At 44.2% G+C, this 15,769-nt stretch carries 17 protein-coding genes and 1 riboswitch; of the genes, 12 read left to right on the plus strand and 5 right to left on the minus strand.

All coding sequences use genetic code 11. From position 1 onward, the window contains the following. Positions 1-442: 442 nt before the first annotated feature. The 3 genes from uvrB (at position 443) to EDI28_RS01400 (ending at position 4,690) form a co-directional block, all read left to right on the plus strand. Positions 443-2,467, plus strand: a complete 2,025-nt coding sequence (uvrB, locus tag EDI28_RS01390) for an excinuclease ABC subunit UvrB (RefSeq protein WP_128782051.1) — start codon at positions 443-445, stop codon at positions 2,465-2,467. Between the two features lie 408 nt (positions 2,468-2,875). Beyond that, positions 2,876-4,330 carry a quorum-sensing sigma-54 dependent transcriptional regulator LuxO gene (gene luxO, locus EDI28_RS01395; RefSeq protein WP_128782052.1) on the plus strand — a complete coding sequence of 485 codons (1,455 nt, stop codon included), beginning with the start codon at positions 2,876-2,878 and terminating at the stop codon, positions 4,328-4,330. Beyond that, a complete protein-coding gene (locus EDI28_RS01400; RefSeq protein WP_128782053.1) occupies positions 4,331-4,690 on the plus strand; it encodes an Hpt domain-containing protein in 360 nt (119 codons plus the stop codon). Here the strand turns inward: EDI28_RS01400 and yvcK are convergent. The 3 genes from yvcK to EDI28_RS01415 form a co-directional block, all read right to left on the minus strand. Then, positions 4,652-5,548, minus strand: a complete 897-nt coding sequence (gene yvcK, locus EDI28_RS01405; RefSeq protein WP_128782054.1) for a uridine diphosphate-N-acetylglucosamine-binding protein YvcK — start codon at positions 5,546-5,548, stop codon at positions 4,652-4,654. The genes EDI28_RS01400 and yvcK overlap by 39 nt on opposite strands. A gap of 190 nt (positions 5,549-5,738) precedes the next feature. After that, entirely contained in the window at positions 5,739-6,314 is a 576-nt protein-coding gene (locus EDI28_RS01410) for an LON peptidase substrate-binding domain-containing protein (protein ID WP_128782055.1), read from the minus strand. 167 nt (positions 6,315-6,481) lie between these two features. Next, positions 6,482-6,709, minus strand: a complete 228-nt coding sequence (locus EDI28_RS01415) for a hypothetical protein (RefSeq protein ID WP_128782056.1) — start codon at positions 6,707-6,709, stop codon at positions 6,482-6,484. Between the two features lie 180 nt (positions 6,710-6,889). Next, a riboswitch (molybdenum cofactor riboswitch) is annotated at positions 6,890-7,038 on the plus strand. Here EDI28_RS01415 and moaA point away from each other — a divergent pair. From moaA to EDI28_RS01450, 7 genes are all read left to right on the plus strand, one after another. Next, the gene (gene moaA / locus EDI28_RS01420; RefSeq protein WP_128782057.1) at positions 7,027-8,016 is read left to right on the plus strand and encodes a GTP 3',8-cyclase MoaA; all 990 of its coding nucleotides are present in this window, start codon (positions 7,027-7,029) and stop codon (positions 8,014-8,016) included. Its footprint overlaps the riboswitch before it by 12 nt. Positions 8,017-8,098: 82 nt before the next feature. Next, positions 8,099-8,611 carry a molybdenum cofactor biosynthesis protein B gene (gene moaB / locus EDI28_RS01425; protein ID WP_128782058.1) on the plus strand — a complete coding sequence of 171 codons (513 nt, stop codon included), beginning with the start codon at positions 8,099-8,101 and terminating at the stop codon, positions 8,609-8,611. Positions 8,612-8,615: 4 nt separating this feature from the next. Next, entirely contained in the window at positions 8,616-9,095 is a 480-nt protein-coding gene (gene moaC / locus EDI28_RS01430) for a cyclic pyranopterin monophosphate synthase MoaC (protein ID WP_128782059.1), read from the plus strand. Beyond that, positions 9,092-9,337, plus strand: coding sequence for a molybdopterin synthase sulfur carrier subunit (gene moaD / locus EDI28_RS01435; RefSeq protein ID WP_128782060.1), 246 nt, complete (start codon positions 9,092-9,094; stop codon positions 9,335-9,337). The genes moaC and moaD overlap by 4 nt, the downstream gene beginning before the upstream one ends. A gap of 2 nt (positions 9,338-9,339) precedes the next feature. Continuing rightward, the gene (moaE, locus tag EDI28_RS01440; RefSeq protein WP_128782061.1) at positions 9,340-9,792 is read left to right on the plus strand and encodes a molybdopterin synthase catalytic subunit MoaE; all 453 of its coding nucleotides are present in this window, start codon (positions 9,340-9,342) and stop codon (positions 9,790-9,792) included. Between the two features lie 367 nt (positions 9,793-10,159). After that, on the plus strand, positions 10,160-10,696 hold the full coding sequence (locus tag EDI28_RS01445; RefSeq protein WP_128782062.1) for a hypothetical protein: 537 nt from the start codon (positions 10,160-10,162) through the stop codon (positions 10,694-10,696). 429 nt (positions 10,697-11,125) lie between these two features. Continuing rightward, entirely contained in the window at positions 11,126-12,208 is a 1,083-nt protein-coding gene (locus EDI28_RS01450) for a porin (protein ID WP_128782063.1), read from the plus strand. A gap of 118 nt (positions 12,209-12,326) precedes the next feature. Here the strand turns inward: EDI28_RS01450 and EDI28_RS01455 are convergent, their stop codons facing one another. Then, a complete protein-coding gene (locus tag EDI28_RS01455) occupies positions 12,327-12,725 on the minus strand; it encodes a MerR family transcriptional regulator (protein ID WP_128782064.1) in 399 nt (132 codons plus the stop codon). Positions 12,726-13,404: 679 nt separating this feature from the next. On the opposite strand from EDI28_RS01455, the gene EDI28_RS26835 reads away from it, so the two are divergent. Next, the gene (locus EDI28_RS26835; protein ID WP_164918455.1) at positions 13,405-13,581 is read left to right on the plus strand and encodes a hypothetical protein; all 177 of its coding nucleotides are present in this window, start codon (positions 13,405-13,407) and stop codon (positions 13,579-13,581) included. Between the two features lie 243 nt (positions 13,582-13,824). Here EDI28_RS26835 and EDI28_RS26840 read toward each other — a convergent pair whose 3' ends face one another. Further along, complete coding sequence (locus EDI28_RS26840) at positions 13,825-13,971, minus strand: hypothetical protein (RefSeq protein ID WP_164918456.1); 147 nt, start codon at positions 13,969-13,971, stop codon at positions 13,825-13,827. A 59-nt stretch (positions 13,972-14,030) separates the two neighbouring features. On the opposite strand from EDI28_RS26840, the gene EDI28_RS01460 reads away from it, so the two are divergent. Further along, entirely contained in the window at positions 14,031-15,662 is a 1,632-nt protein-coding gene (locus EDI28_RS01460) for an ABC transporter substrate-binding protein (RefSeq protein ID WP_128782065.1), read from the plus strand. The last annotated feature ends 107 nt before the right edge of the window (positions 15,663-15,769 follow it).

The following is a 15,769-nucleotide window of genomic DNA, read 5'->3' on the forward strand; positions in this document are numbered from 1 at the left end:
TAGGTATAGCGGGGTGGTTATATTTTGAGCGGTTAGAGGGCGGGGCAATAAATAGTTGTAATATAGCGATATAGGAAAAAGAGCTTGAATATATATGAATCAATTAGAATAAATGCTTTAGAGAATGTTAGATATAATTCTACTTGTGAATTGATTTGAATCAATTGTTGGAAAAGCTGTGGATGATCCCTCTTGCGGATAATGATTTAGAGGAATTTTATATGCTCGTTGCAAGCTGTCTGAAGCATAGCTGAACAAAGTCATTTTTGCCCGTGGGCGGTGATAATACGCCTATGAATGAAATTGTTCAATCCTTGTACTTGCCTTTTTTGTGATTTTTTTGTCTTCGGCAGAGAATTCATAGTACGGTCTTTTGCTTGTTTATTGACATGTCCATTCATAATAGCAAAATGTCTTATGGTCATTACTACGGAACTTCAGCATGAGCAAAACGTTTAATCTATCGTCCCGCTTTTCCCCTTCCGGCGATCAGCCTACTGCGATCAATCAGTTACTGGAAGGGTTGGATGCAGGTCTTGCTCACCAAACGTTGCTGGGGGTGACCGGCTCGGGGAAGACTTTCACCGTTGCCAATGTTATTGCAGAGGCTAATCGGCCGACGTTGATCATGGCACCAAACAAAACACTGGCGGCACAACTGTATGGTGAAATGAAAGAGTTCTTTCCTGACAATGCCGTAGAGTATTTTGTTTCGTATTATGACTATTATCAGCCGGAAGCGTATGTTCCGACAACTGACACCTTTATAGAGAAGGATGCGTCGGTCAACGCTCATATTGAGCAAATGCGGCTATCGGCGACCAAGGCGTTGATGGAACGACGCGACGTCATTATTATCGCTTCTGTGTCGGCGATTTATGGCCTTGGTGATCCGGACTCCTATCTTAAGATGATGTTGCATGTTCGCCGAGGCGATGTGCTGGATCAGCGTGACATTTTACGCCGTCTGGCTGAGCTGCAATACAAACGCAATGATGTTGCTTTCGAGCGAGGAACATTCCGTGTTCGGGGAGAAGTGATTGATATTTTTCCGGCAGAATCGGAGAAAGATGCTGTCCGTATCGAACTGTTTGACGAAGAAGTCGATTGTATCAGTGCCTTTGATCCGCTGACAGGCGCTGTGTTACAGCGTGATTTGCCTCGTTGTACGATTTATCCCAAGACCCACTATGTGACCCCTCGAGAACGTGTTCTAGAAGCTGTAGAGCAGATCAAGGTTGATCTTGACGCTCGTAAAAAACAGCTCATGGATAGCAACAAGCTGGTGGAAGAGCAGCGAATATCTCAGCGAACCCAGTTTGATATTGAAATGATGAATGAACTTGGGTTTTGCTCCGGTATCGAGAACTACTCGCGCTACCTAAGTGGTCGTGCTGAAGGCGAGCCGCCCCCGACTCTGTTTGACTATCTGCCGGCTGATGGCCTGCTTATTATCGATGAATCCCATGTCACCGTTTCGCAGATTGGGGCGATGTACCGCGGTGACCGATCTCGTAAAGAGAACCTTGTTGAGTACGGTTTCAGATTACCGTCGGCATTGGATAACCGTCCACTCAAATTCGAAGAGTTCGAGTCGCTGGCCCCGCAGACCCTGTATGTTTCAGCGACGCCAGGTAAGTATGAGATTGAGCAATCCGGAGGTGACATTGCCGAACAGGTTGTTCGACCTACCGGGTTACTGGATCCCCAGCTTGAAGTGCGTCCTGTCGCCACTCAGGTTGATGATCTGCTGTCTGAAATTAGGATCCGCGAGGCGAAGGGCGAGCGGGTACTGGTAACAACACTCACGAAGCGGATGGCAGAAGATCTGACCGAGTACCTTGACGAGCATGGTGTCAGAGTGCGTTATTTGCACTCTGATATAGACACAGTCGAGCGGGTTGAAATTATTCGTGACTTACGTCTTGGCGAGTTTGATGTATTGGTCGGGATTAACTTATTGCGAGAAGGTTTGGATATGCCAGAGGTTTCTCTGGTGGCTATCTTGGATGCCGATAAGGAAGGATTCCTGCGTTCTGAACGTTCGTTGATCCAGACTATCGGTCGTGCGGCACGAAACCTTGAAGGTCGGGCAATCTTGTATGCCGATAAAATTACAGGTTCAATGGAGCGGGCGATGAACGAGACTAATCGCCGGCGGGAAAAGCAGCATGAGCATAACGAGAAACACGGTATCGTTCCTCAGGCGCTGAACAAGGCTGTATCCGATATCATGGAGCTGGGCCAGCCAGGTAAACGCAGTAAACCAAATAAGGCTGCACAACTTCATCAAGTTGCCGAGCAAAAAGGAACTTACAGTACGATGTCGCCACAACAGCTGGAAACTAGAATTCAACAGCTTGAATCTGAAATGTATGATTTGGCGCAGAATCTAGAGTTTGAGAAAGCCGCAGAACTACGCGACAAGATACATACGATGCGAGAGCAGTTCATTGTAAATAGCTAAAGTTGTTAGGAGCCTGTACGGGCTTTTGGTATGGCTTCTCGAAGTGGCTTCTTGCCCCTTTCTTTTTCTACCCGCAAAAAAAAAGCCAACCGATAATAGATTCGGTTGGCGTCATTGTTTTAGTGAAATAATTCCACAAACAACGTCAGTTGGCTAGGTTGACTCTCAGGAAAGAGTCACTTTATATAATGCAGGCATCGTGCCAACTTTTTTATCGCACCAAATTGCACTTTTTTGCGACGCTTGCCGAGTAATTTGTCACCATTTTCTCTATCTATTGGTTTGTTATTTGCATTTTGCAAATCAATATGCGATTCATAATGAGAATTTGGAAATAATGAAATTTCTCATAACAGTTTTTTCTCTTTTGATTACAATTAGTTTAGAGAGAAAGGCTTTGGAGGGGCAATGGAAAGCAGGTCAGTTCAACGACAAGTATTAATGGTAGAAGATACCGCCTCGGTAGCGGCCTTGTACAAATCTTACCTAAACCCCCTAGGTTTAACGGTCAATATTGTCGGGACGGGGACGGAAGCACTTACCTTCGTCAAAGATATTACTCCAGACCTAATTTTGCTCGATCTACGCCTGCCGGACATGACTGGCATGGAAGTGCTGGAATCTGTTCGTCGTGATCACGGCAATATACCTGTTGTAATTATGACAGCACATGGCTCAATCGACGTTGCTGTTGAGGCGATGCGCCACGGTGCTCAGGACTTTTTGATCAAGCCATGCGAAGCGGACCGCTTGCGGATCACCGTAAATAATGCACTGAAAGAAGAAAATAAAGCGCCGAAAGAGCGTCAGAAGTCCAAGCAGGGCGGGGCACAGTATCAGGGCTTCATTGGTAATAGTCTACCGATGCAGGCCGTGTACCGGGTTATTGAGTCTGCTGCTGCCAGTAAAGCGACAGTGTTTATTACCGGTGAAAGTGGAACCGGTAAAGAGGTTTGTGCGGAGGCTGTTCATGCGGCAAGCCCACGAAATGATCAGCCTTTTGTTGCCTTGAACTGTGCAGCGATTCCAAAAGAACTGATTGAAAGCGAACTGTTTGGTCATGTAAAGGGTGCATTTACCGGAGCCTCGACGGAACGCCAAGGGGCCGTTGAGCTGGCTAGTAATGGCACACTGTTCCTCGATGAACTTTGCGAAATGGATTTGGATTTGCAGAGTAAGTTACTTCGTTTTATCCAGACGGGAACATATCAAAAGGTAGGTTCATCCAAAACGAGTACAGTGGATGTGCGTTTTGTATGTGCAACGAACCGTAACCCATGGGTTGAGGTTCAGGAGGGACGTTTCCGTGAAGATCTCTATTATCGCCTTCATGTGATTCCTGTCACGCTGCCACCACTAAGAGACCGTGGTGAGGATGTGATTGAAATAGCACATGCTTTGTTGGCTTTGATGTCGGTAGAGGAGGGAAAGAATTTTAGCCGCTTCTCTCCTGACGTTATCAATTTGTTTCAAAGGCATAGCTGGCAGGGAAATGTACGTGAGCTGCAGAATGTGATCCGTAACATTGTGGTATTGAATACGGGTGAAGAGGTCACGATGCAAATGGTGCCACCACCGATAATTGGTGGAGCTGGCGCAGAAATTGCACATACAGTTCAACTAACGGCTGAACCGCAGAAAAGTGCGGACATTCGCGATGGCGTTTCTCATCATCATCCAGTTGATAAAACGCAAATTGAACCGCTGTGGATTGTTGAAAAGCGAGCTATTCAGGCGGCGATTGATGCTTGTGAGGGGAATATTCCGCGAGCTGCGGGGTTATTGGAAGTCAGCCCATCGACGATATACAGAAAATTACAAGCCTGGCAGGAAGCGGCAGGTAGTAACAGGGAGATAAAATAAATGGCAGCGAGTATTAATGCATTTACAATCAAACGCTTATCTGAGGAAGTCGGTCAAGATACGGTAACATTGTTGCTGAATGTCTTCAGTGACGAGTTGGAGCAGTACTTACGTCAGTTATCTGATCAACCGTCGGTGAGTCAGGTTAGAGAAATCAGCCATGCGATTAAAAGCAGCGCAGCAAGCTTTGGTGCCGATGAATTAGCGGAAATGGCGCAAGAGTGTGAGTCTCGGATGAAGCAGGGACAGGACCAGTGGATGAATGACCATCTGCCTGAATTTCGACAGATGGTGCAGGGCATGGCGGTAAAATATAAGCAACTAGCAAGCAACGATGAGCTTATCAATCGCATGCTTTAATTTTTCGCGGTCATGGCGCCATTCGTGGTTGCTCGATGCTAAGTCTTCAATAATCTGACGATATCGAGGATCTAATTCTGAACAGCGCTGGTCAGATAGGACGCCATCGACTTGGCGTCCTCCCATTGATCTCTCACACCAATGCAGCATGACATCGAGAGACATCATACCTGCCGGCCCCTTTTCTTTGTCTAGGTTGGTAATAAAGATAATTTTGGCACTACAACCTTTTAGCGCTAGCTCAATCTCTTTAAGTAGTAATGGTGGCATCACACTGGTTAAGAAGCTGCCTGGTCCGAGCAAGATTAAATCAGCATCCTCGATCGCGGTCACTGCTTCTTTTGTTGCCGGTACAGCCGGCTCGACATATAGACGCTGCGGAACTTCTTGCAATTCGTCGACGCTGGTTTCGCCACAAATCACTTCACCACTTTGTATCATGGCCGAAAGATCCGCTGGGTGCTCAGACATTGGGACAATATGAGTTTCAACTTTGAGCATGTCGCGGATCAGGTTGATTGCCTCTAAAGGGCGGATAGAGAGGTTATCCAGCGCTTTTAGCATCAAGTTACCAAGATTATGGCCACTTAACTCACCATTGCCACGAAATCGGTATTCAAAGATCATTGAGCCAATTGAAGGTTCCGTGATGAGCTGGTTAATACAATTTCGAGTATCTCCCCAGGCAATTCCTCCCTGACAGGCTCGAATACGGCCAGTGGACCCCCCATTATCCGTCGTGGTGACAATGCCTGTGATTTGCGATCCATAGTCTGAGAGCGCCGATAGGATCCTACCAAGGCCATGTCCGCCGCCGATGGCAACAATTTTAACGTCAGCAATATTTGTTGTAGTCATAGCCGTAGTTGCATCAATCATTTATCAAAATAGAAGCGCCAGTTTATACAAATCGCTATGTTCATTTCAAATAACCCATAGCAAGATGGACTATAAGTCACGCACGGTGTCAATGTGACAAAAAAACTCCCGTATTTAGAATCGGGAGGTAAGCGACACATTTAAACGACAGTGTACGGGGTGAAGCATGCTAATGGGGTTTTTGCATGATACTCATTAAGTAATCGTAGGTATCTTGGCAGTTAGGCGTATTCAGCAGTGCTTGTTTTTCACAGGCAGGGACTGGCAATATCTCTAGCCAGCGCTGACAGAGCCAGCTCAGATTATTGAATTCTTTTTCCAGGTTTAGCTGGTTGAGTTCAGGATGCTTGTTAAACATCTGTTTGAGTTTTTCGGCAAGGATGCGCTGATCGTTGCGAATTTCGACTTCGGGCCACTGCGGAATAACGTCATATTCACCAGAGAAGACTCCGTTGTCGTCTTGTTCTAGGGAGTTAATTCGAAAATTCTCATGGGCGTAGACCGTTACTATGAGTGAGCCATCTAGAGCTGACGTGTCAAAGTCTTCGACAGTTACCCGAGTTCCGATATGGAAGAAGTGATGACCATGTTCGGCTTCATCAAACATACAGATACCGAAGCCATTGCAGCAGGTTAGAGCAACTTTGAATGCTTCCATTTGTGGGCCGGGTGCGACACGGATTGGCATTCTTCCACCAGGCAAAACATGGCGCTGTTGAAAAAGTAGCGGTATAGACTGTTTCATGATCGGCTCCAACTGTCGTTATTGGTGTCTGGTTATATAGACAATGCAATTGTGATGCCGGAAATTCATACCGCTATTTTGTCGTAATACAGGGTGGTAGGTACCACACAATGCAATTATTGGCATATTGCAAATATCGCTGCAATTTGCATTGTGCAATTTGCAAGTCACTTCTGGTTCGCTATGATTTTGAGCGCACTATCGCTAGGAAGTAGCTCTAAATGACTTTGTTCATTGAAGTACCAGCCTTTAATGATTCCCTTCTCCATCATGTCGTGAAATCCATTAATTACTCGTACCGCTTGCTCATGGGCAAGTTTTGCCTCCAGCCCTTCTTCTCGCTGTAAATAGAGTGCAATATCTTCAACTGTCGCAGATTCGATAATATTGGACATAATTCCCCCACTTTTTATGAGAATTTTTCGCTATCTTCCCTTTAGTAGTATTGTCGTGAATTCTTTCGAAAGGTAGAATGCAAAGCGTTTTTTTTAGAGATTTGTCAATAAGACAAGTTCTCTGATACGTTATAATAATTAAGCCGCTGTACATGTCGCTTGGCGATAATTAATTGTGTGCAGCTGCCATAACTCCGAGCTTTATTCACTAAGTTGCAGCCTTTTGGGGATGACAATAGGTGAATAAAGCCAGTGACATGTTGTCACCAGGGTCGATAAAGAAATGCATCGGCCTCCCGTATTTGGAAAGGTGTTCCGTGGCGAATCAATTTGAAGATAATTTCCATCGTAAGTTCTATTACTTACGACTATCAGTTACTGACGTTTGTAATTTCAAATGTACGTACTGCTTGCCTGATGGCTACCAACCTGCTGAAAGGAAGAAGCCTTCTTTTCTGACGCTTGATGAAATTGAGCGCGTGACAGGGGCATTTGCTGACTGTGGTACGACAAAAGTACGTATTACAGGCGGCGAACCAAGCCTGCGCCGTGATTTCACCGATATTATTCGTACAGTGGCCTCCCAGCCGGGTATTAGCAAAGTGGCAACGACGACAAACGGCTATCGTATGGCGAAGCATGTCGGAGAATGGCGTGATGCTGGGTTGACTCATATTAATGTCAGTGTCGATAGCCTTGACCCGAAGATGTTTTATCAGATCACCGGTGAAAATATGTTTCATCAGGTGATGGCGGGTATCGATGCTGCGTTTGAGGCTGGCTTTGAACAGGTTAAAATCAATACCGTTCTTTTAAAGGATCTCAATTCGCAGGAGTTACCTAAATTCCTAGATTGGATTAAGACTCGACCGATTCAGTTGCGCTTTATTGAGTTGATGCAAACGGGTGAAATGAACGACTTGTTCAATAATCATCACGTTTCCGGAGTGAGTATCCGTAACCACCTGATTGCCAATGGTTGGCTTCTAAAGATAAGAAGCAACAATGATGGTCCGGCCCAGGTATTTTGCCACCCAGATTATCAAGGTGAGATTGGTCTTATCATGCCTTATGAGAAAGACTTCTGCCAAAGCTGTAACCGTTTGCGAATTTCGGCCAATGGCAAACTTCACCTTTGCCTGTTCGGTGATCATGGTGTTGATTTACGTGATCTGCTGGAGGCCGACGAACAACGGACGGCGCTAATTGACCGTATCCAAAGTGGATTACAGCAAAAAGCTGTTGGCCACTTTCTTGATGACGGCAATTCCGGTATGACGCCTCACCTGGCTTCAATCGGCGGATAATGCTCGAATTTGATCAGCGCTTGCCGTTGGTCAAATCGTCTTACTTCTATCTATTAATACTTTCAGTTTGGGAATTACCGTAATGGGTCATGCAGAGACTGCGTTTGAGCCAGCATATGTGGCTGTATTGACGGTGTCAGATACGCGCACCGAAAAGAATGATACCTCAGGGCACTACCTTGCAGAGTCACTTCAAGAAGCTGGCCACACGCTAGCGGATAAGAAAATTGTTATTGATGATGTTTACCAGATCCGTGCGATTGTTTCTCAGTGGATTGCCGATGAGAAAGTTCAGGCCGTACTGATAACAGGCGGAACAGGGTTTACATCACGCGATAATACTCCCGAGGCGCTGATCCCGCTATTTGATAAGCAGGTTGAGGGCTTTGGCGAGGTATTCCGGATGGTATCCTACCAAGAGATTGGCACTTCAACGATTCAATCACGGGCTGTTGCTGGAATGGCCAATAAAACCGTGATATTTGCAATGCCTGGTTCAACGGGGGCTTGCCGTACCGGATGGACAAAAATTATTAAAGAGCAGCTGGATGCCAGCCACCGCCCATGTAACTTTATGCCTCACCTAGGAAAATAAGACGATGACTCAATTTACACATATTAATGCTTCCGGTGAGGCCAATATGGTCGATGTTTCTGCTAAGGCAGAGACGGTTCGTGAAGCACGAGCAGAAGCGTTTGTGCATATGGCTCCGGAGACACTCTCGCTGATTGTTTCCGGTAATCATAATAAAGGTGATGTATTTGCGACGGCACGTATTGCCGGTATTCAGGCGGCGAAAAAAACCTGGGATCTGATCCCGCTTTGTCATCCATTACTACTCTCGAAGGTAGAGGTACAGCTGGAAGCCATCGAAGCTGAAAATATGGTACGCATCGAGTCTTGCTGTAAGCTGGCTGGTAAAACCGGTGTCGAGATGGAAGCATTGACAGCGGCATCAGTAGCCGCTTTGACTATTTACGACATGTGTAAGGCTGTACAGAAAGATATGGTCATTGATCAAGTACGCCTGCTTGAGAAAACGGGTGGTAAATCAGGTCATTTTAAGGTGAAAGCATGATTAATGTACTTTTCTTTGCTCAGGTAAAAGAGCTGGTCGGCGTTGATCGCCTTGAAGTAGAAGCTGAGTTTTCAACGGCTGAAACGCTACGAGCTCATCTTTGTGAGCGTGGTGATAAGTGGCAGTTGGCGTTGGAGTCCGGTAAGTTACTGGTGGCCGTTAATCAGACTATCTGCCCGCTAGAGACTGCCATTAACGACGGTGATGAAATAGCCTTCTTCCCACCAGTGACCGGAGGTTAACAATGATTTCAGTACAGTTTGAAGATTTCTCTGTTGCAGAAGAATACGCCAAATTGGCGGAAGGTACTGATGCCGGTGCGGTGGTTACCTTCATAGGCAAGGTGCGTGACTTCAACCAAGGAGAGGCTGTTACAGGTCTCTCCCTTGAGCATTATCCGGGAATGACGGAAAAATCGTTGGAAGAAATTGTCGTGCAGGCTTGTGAGCGTTGGCCGTTGCTGCAAACTCGTGTCATTCACCGGGTTGGTGATTTGGATCTGGGCGATCAGATTGTTTTTGTCGGAGTATCCAGTGCTCACCGTGGTGCTGCCTTTCAGGCATGCGAATTTATCATGGACTATTTGAAAACTCGCGCACCATTTTGGAAAAAAGAGCAGACGCCTGATGAATCACGTTGGGTTGACGCTCGTGAAACCGATAGCTCTGCTGCAGATCGCTGGCAGGAAGAGCAGTAATAGCGTTATCCTGATGAAGTAGGGCAGAAGCAATTTTCTGCCCTGCTCTAATATGATTTTTCCATCATTTAAAGTTGCTCGTTTCTCTCCCCTTTGCATAACCCCATATTTTATTGTTGCTTCCTTTGTGCATAACTATCGCTTTTTCTTCTGAAAGGAAAGTGGTCAAATTGGCGTTCTATCTAAACGTCTTGACCGTGAGTGGCTGCCAGTTTTTGTTTGAGTCAATGTGAATAATCTTTCTTTAATATTCAGGTGTTCTTTCATTCTTCTGTGTGCTAATTTCAAAGTATCAGAATAAATAATCGTTATTAGTGAATGGTTATTGTGTTTGTTGCTGTAATTTGGAAAAAGGGGAGATGTAGTTATGATCAGAAGCGATCGATTACTCTATGACATAGCACCAGATGGCTTTGGCAGCCGTCATTGTGAACCTTGGGAACAATGGCGGGAAAGGGTACAAGGTGTATTACCCCAGTTTCCTGAAGAAGTTCTCGAGCAATGGGTATACCGGCATTGGAAAGGGGTGCTTTGTAATTGGGGGTGGCTGGACTTCCAAGCAATGTCTTTCTCGAATGAAACTTGGAGTACTGACGAAGTGATTAGCCAAATCAAAACTCCGCATGATGATTTGGTTAGTAAGTTTTCTAGCCGTATGAATAATCCGTTATTTCAACGAAGCTGGTTGGTTCAGAATATGCAGGAAAAAGGATCTTGGCCTGTTGCACCGATTGTATTGCATTATGAGCGGGATTTGTATACGACAAACGGGAGAGTATTAAAAGCGCCTTTTAATTTACTCGAAGGTCATCACCGTCTTGGTTATTTAAAATCACTTGTTGAAAACGGCAGCTATGTAAAGGATAAACATAATATATGGTTGGCACGTATTTCACTTCATTAAAGTTTATAGTATACGTAATTGGAATATAGCGGCGTTCGATTATAGAGCGCCGATTTTTACTTTAAGTGATTTGTTTTTGTTTTTATTAAATAGTTAATAGCTTTGTCCTAATTTTGACCCTTATTTATATCGTCTGTGGTCTTTAGTTAAAATAGTTTATACTTATTTTGTCTTTTTTCTTCTTTGGCATTCCATTGTGATATTGATACAAAGTTCTAATTATTTCATAAGAAATTAAGTTAAATGTTATCATTGGTGTTTTTTTTACAAATTGATTGGCTTTATATTCTCTGTGTCGAGTGTTTAATACGGTATAAGCTGCTGTCTGTATAGTGTTTGATGGTGTTGCGGTGTTTATTTGTTGTTGATATGTTTCTTTTCAACTCAGGAAGGGTTGAAAAACACAACAAAATATTACAGGAAAGTATAATGAAAAAAACACTATTAGCAGTAGCGGTTCCCGCCGTTATTTTTTGTAACGCTGTTAGCGCAGTAGAGCTTCTAAAAACAGATGAAGCAACGGTTGATTTCTACGGCCAGCTTCGTACTCAAATCGAAAAATATGAAGACAAAGATGTCACTTTAAATGCTGGCTCTTCTCGGGCAGGTATTAAGGCTGATTATGCACTTACCGATACAGTGGATGTATTTGGTAAAGTTGAATTTGGCCTGAACTATAAAGCTGACGGTTCTGACTATACGATGAAAAACCGTTTGCATTATATTGGAGTTGATACCGATTTTGGTAAGGTTTCCATCGGTCGCCAGTGGATAGTTTCGGATGACATTTATGGTGCGGAATATTCATACTTCTTTGGAGGAAACGGGATCCTTCATGCAACTTTGTCTGGTGCTCGTCATGATTCATTGATCAAGTATAATTATGAAGGCGAAAACTTCTTACTTGCGGCCAACTATGGTTTGGCAGAAGATGACAGCAATCAGGAATTGGCTGAACTGTTCGTGTCTTCGAGTGTTGGTCATTTTAATTTCCATTTCGGTGGCGGTGTTAACCGTGATAAGTCATTTAGCATTGGAACTAAGACAGTCACACCAAATCCAGCGATTCCGGAATTTACCAAAGAAGAGAAAATTACTGCCGATATTGAAAATACTTTTTTTGAGGGCACGCTTGAATATACGGTTGGCTCGGTGTTGTTGGGCTTTACTTATTACAATTCTGAACTCGAGAAAAAAGGCTCCAACGTGACAATCGATGGAGATGGTTTTAGCTTTGGTGCGACGTATGGCTGGGCAGATAATGCCACTGCTTATACCGGTGTTGGTTATGCTGCTCAGGAGTCCAACGCACTGGGGGCGGACGGTGACGGAAAGATCTTTTATCTAGGAACTGACTACAACTTTAATAGCTGGTCACGTATTTATGTTGAATATGGCTATGAAGACGGTGATACGCTTGGTTATACAAACAAAGCGAATGATAGTTTTGTTGGGGTTAAGTCAACTGACTCAGAAAGCAAGTTTGCTATTGGTGCACGAGTTTACTGGTAAGCATTATATCTTCATCGCGTAACTGCTTTGTGCCCGGCGATCTGCCGGGCTTTTCCTGTAACGGTAGCCATAGTTATCATCTTCATTTCTTCAAAGTTGTCAGAAAAGGGGGGGGGAGTTAGTCAAATTTTGAGAGTTGCTGATAGCAACTGCGCTCAGCCGAATTAAGCTCCATCATGACTGACTGGATATCGACTTGTTGTTGCAGCAGGATTTTTTGCCGGTGTTGTATTGCATTTAACATGGCTTGAAGCTGTTTTTTGTTACGTTTCTCTGCATCGTAAAGGTGGAATAGCTCATGAATATCGGTAAGACTGAAACCGAGCCGTTTCCCCCTTAATATAAGCTTCAAGCGAACTCGATCCTGGCGTGAAAAGACTCGGCTTTTGCCGTCTCGATGTGGTTTAAGTAGCCCTTGAGCTTCATAGAATCGAATGCTTCTGAGTGTTATTGAAAACTCTTGTGCCAGCTGCGAGATGGTATAAGTCTCTGCATTATCATAGGCGTCTTTGTTCATTGATCATCTTTCCATTTACTATTATGTGGTTCAAGTCCCTGAACCTGCGTGTTGATCATTTCATACCATGTTGAAGTTGACAAGTAGAGCTTGCGGCACGGGGGGGAGCAAAGAATGTAGCGGAGTCGGAGAAAAGTAAGAAAATAGCCCCTTGGAAAAGGGGCTAGAATGGTGAATTTAAGCTGTTATCGCGAGCTTATTTGACACCGTTAGAGTTGCCTTTTGCTTTATGTGATGGTGGCACATAACCATGGCGAACACGGGAAGGACTTGGACGTGAGAAACAACCTGCTGGTCTCATAATCAACTCTCAAGGTAGAACGGAACGGGAACGGATATTGAAACTGGCACCTCATATATTACTGAAGTAACTCGTCTCAATAGTGACGATAGTAGCGTTATTGACCTGTTATAGGTACTTGAAAATTGTTAATAAAAGCCTTTGTGAAAAGTTAATCTATCAGCGTTTTTTTTATTCTCTTTCGTTATTAAGCATGTGCTACAGGCGCAATTTTGGCTTTTGTGCCATATTTAAAATCTGGCTGAAAATTTCCCAACGAATTTTTTTGGAAGTTGGAATAATTATTCAATTAGAGGTTCTTACTGATAGCTGGCAGTCGATACCATTGATGTAAAATCTGATTGAGTTTTTGTTTTTGAGGTTAATATCGGAGGGTTTATGAAGCACAAACGCGTATCAAACCGACGAATCAAACAGATGCTGGGTGAGATAATTTACGACGATATGCATACTGAGTCGCATAGTGGAGATATTGATGAAGCACTAACTGAAAAGAGAAAACAGTCAAATAGTGATATGACCCCAAATCTCGACATAGACAGTGAAAATAAATAAAAGTCATTTCTTTCCGAAGCGCCCTGTCAGGGCGTTTTTTATGTCTGCGTGTCATGATTTTGCACTAATGTTATTGACTCTGCGGTCTTTTGTTATTCCTGTGAGTGTTTTATGCTGAATATTTATTCATCTCTGCAATATTTAATGCAAAACTAGCGTTTTCATAGCGTTTTTGGCGGATTTTTCTCTATTGCAAGACTTTTATGACAGATTGAACTGCAACAAAACCCACATCTGGATTATTCAGCTGCTTTGTGGGTTCATATTAAGCATAATATCACTTTTTGTAATGGAAATGTGGCAAATTGCTTCAATGCCTGATAAGGTTTTGACCAATTCTTCGGTTTGCTCTGTATTGTTGAGGATTAATAATGCAGACATTGCTGACATTTTATGCGCCAACTGAAGAACGTCATGGACGTATCGATAGAATGTATTGGAGTTAATGCATGTATAAGAATAAAATTACTCAGGCGCTATTATTAGGCGCGGGTATGACCGTAGCAGCGACCTCTTTCTCTGCTCTTGCGGCCGATGTACCGGCTGGCGTTAAGCTAGCTGCGAAGCAAGAATTAGTTCGCGGTAACGGTACAGAAGTTGAGTCTCTTGATCCTCAGAAAGTTTCTGGTGTTCCAGAATCAAATGTACTTCGTGACCTGCTTGAAGGTCTTGTAAACCAAGATGGAAATGGTGCCTTGGTAGGCGGTGTTGCTGAATCGTGGGAAACGAAGGACAACAAGACTTGGATTTTCCATTTCAGAAAAGACGCTAAATGGTCTAATGGAGATCCAGTAGTCGCCGAAGATTTTGTCTACACTTGGCAACGCCTAGCCGATCCAAAGACAGGTTCTCCTTACGCCTCCTACCTTGAAATGACCACCATGGCGAATGCCAGTGACATTATTGTTGGCAAGAAAAGCCCTGATACTTTGGGTGTTGAGGCCGTTGATAAGCACACTCTTAAAGTTACCCTTGAAAAGCCTGTCCCTTATTTTGCATCAATGACGGTGCACACCTCGCTGAAGCCTGTAAATAAGAAAGTTGTTGAAGCGCTGGGTGATAAATGGACAAGTCCAGCGAATTACGTTGGTAACGGTGCTTATTCGCTTGAGAAATGGGTTGTTAACGAGCGAATCGTACTTACTCGAAATGAAAAGTACTGGGATAACGATAAAACCGTTCTGAACCAGGTTACTTACTTACCAATCGAGAATCAGGTCGCTGAAATGAATCGTTTCCTGGCGGGGGAGGTCGATGTGACTTATGAAATGCCGAACGAGCATTTCAAGCGCTTGGTAAAAGAATATCCTGAAGACGTTAAAGTCACGCCTTATCTGTGTTCGTACTATTACGAATTCAATACAACCAGAGCACCGTTTAACAACGAAGACGTTCGTAAAGCGTTATCCTATGCGATTGATCGTGATGTGATTGCCAAGTTTATTGTTGGTAAGGGCGAGACGCCAGCTTATAACTTCACGCCGCTAGCAACGAATGGACTGGATGTTGATATGCCTCAGTACTCAACACTTTCGCAAAAAGAACGTGTTGCCAAGGCGAAAGAACTACTGGCCAAAGCAGGTTATGGTTCTGAGAACCCTCTGAAGTTTGATCTGTTATATAACACTAGCGAAAACCACAAGAAAGTTGCAGTTGCAATTGCTTCCATGTGGAAAAAAGCATTGGGAGTTACAGCCGTTCTTGAAAACCAAGAGTGGAAGAGTTACCTAGACAGCAAGCGTCAAGGTGATTTTGATGTATCACGTGCTGGTTGGTGTGGTGACTACAATGAAGCATCAACGTTCTTGGCGATTCTTCGTGACGGACACTCACAAAACTATCCTAAGTACGCAAGCAAGCCATATGATGCTCAACTAGACAAAGCGTTGGCTGCTGCTTCTGATGCCGATCGTTCTGCTGCCTATAAGGGAGCTGAGGCACAGTTGGCAACAGACATGCCTATCATGCCTATCTATCACTATGTGAATGCGCGCCTGGTAAACCCTAAGCTAGGTGGCTATCCAGAGAAAAACCCTGAAGATAATATCTTTAGTAAAGATATGTACATCATTGCTGATTAATAAACAGCAAGATAAATAATAAGCGCTGCTCCGGGATCGGGGCAGTGCTGATTGTTCGTATTTGCTACGTACAATCTTCTTAACTGTCACAGACTAAATAACACGGT

The sequence above is a fragment of the Photobacterium chitinilyticum genome, assembly GCF_004104355.1.
GTDB classification, from domain to species: domain Bacteria; phylum Pseudomonadota; class Gammaproteobacteria; order Enterobacterales; family Vibrionaceae; genus Photobacterium; species Photobacterium chitinilyticum.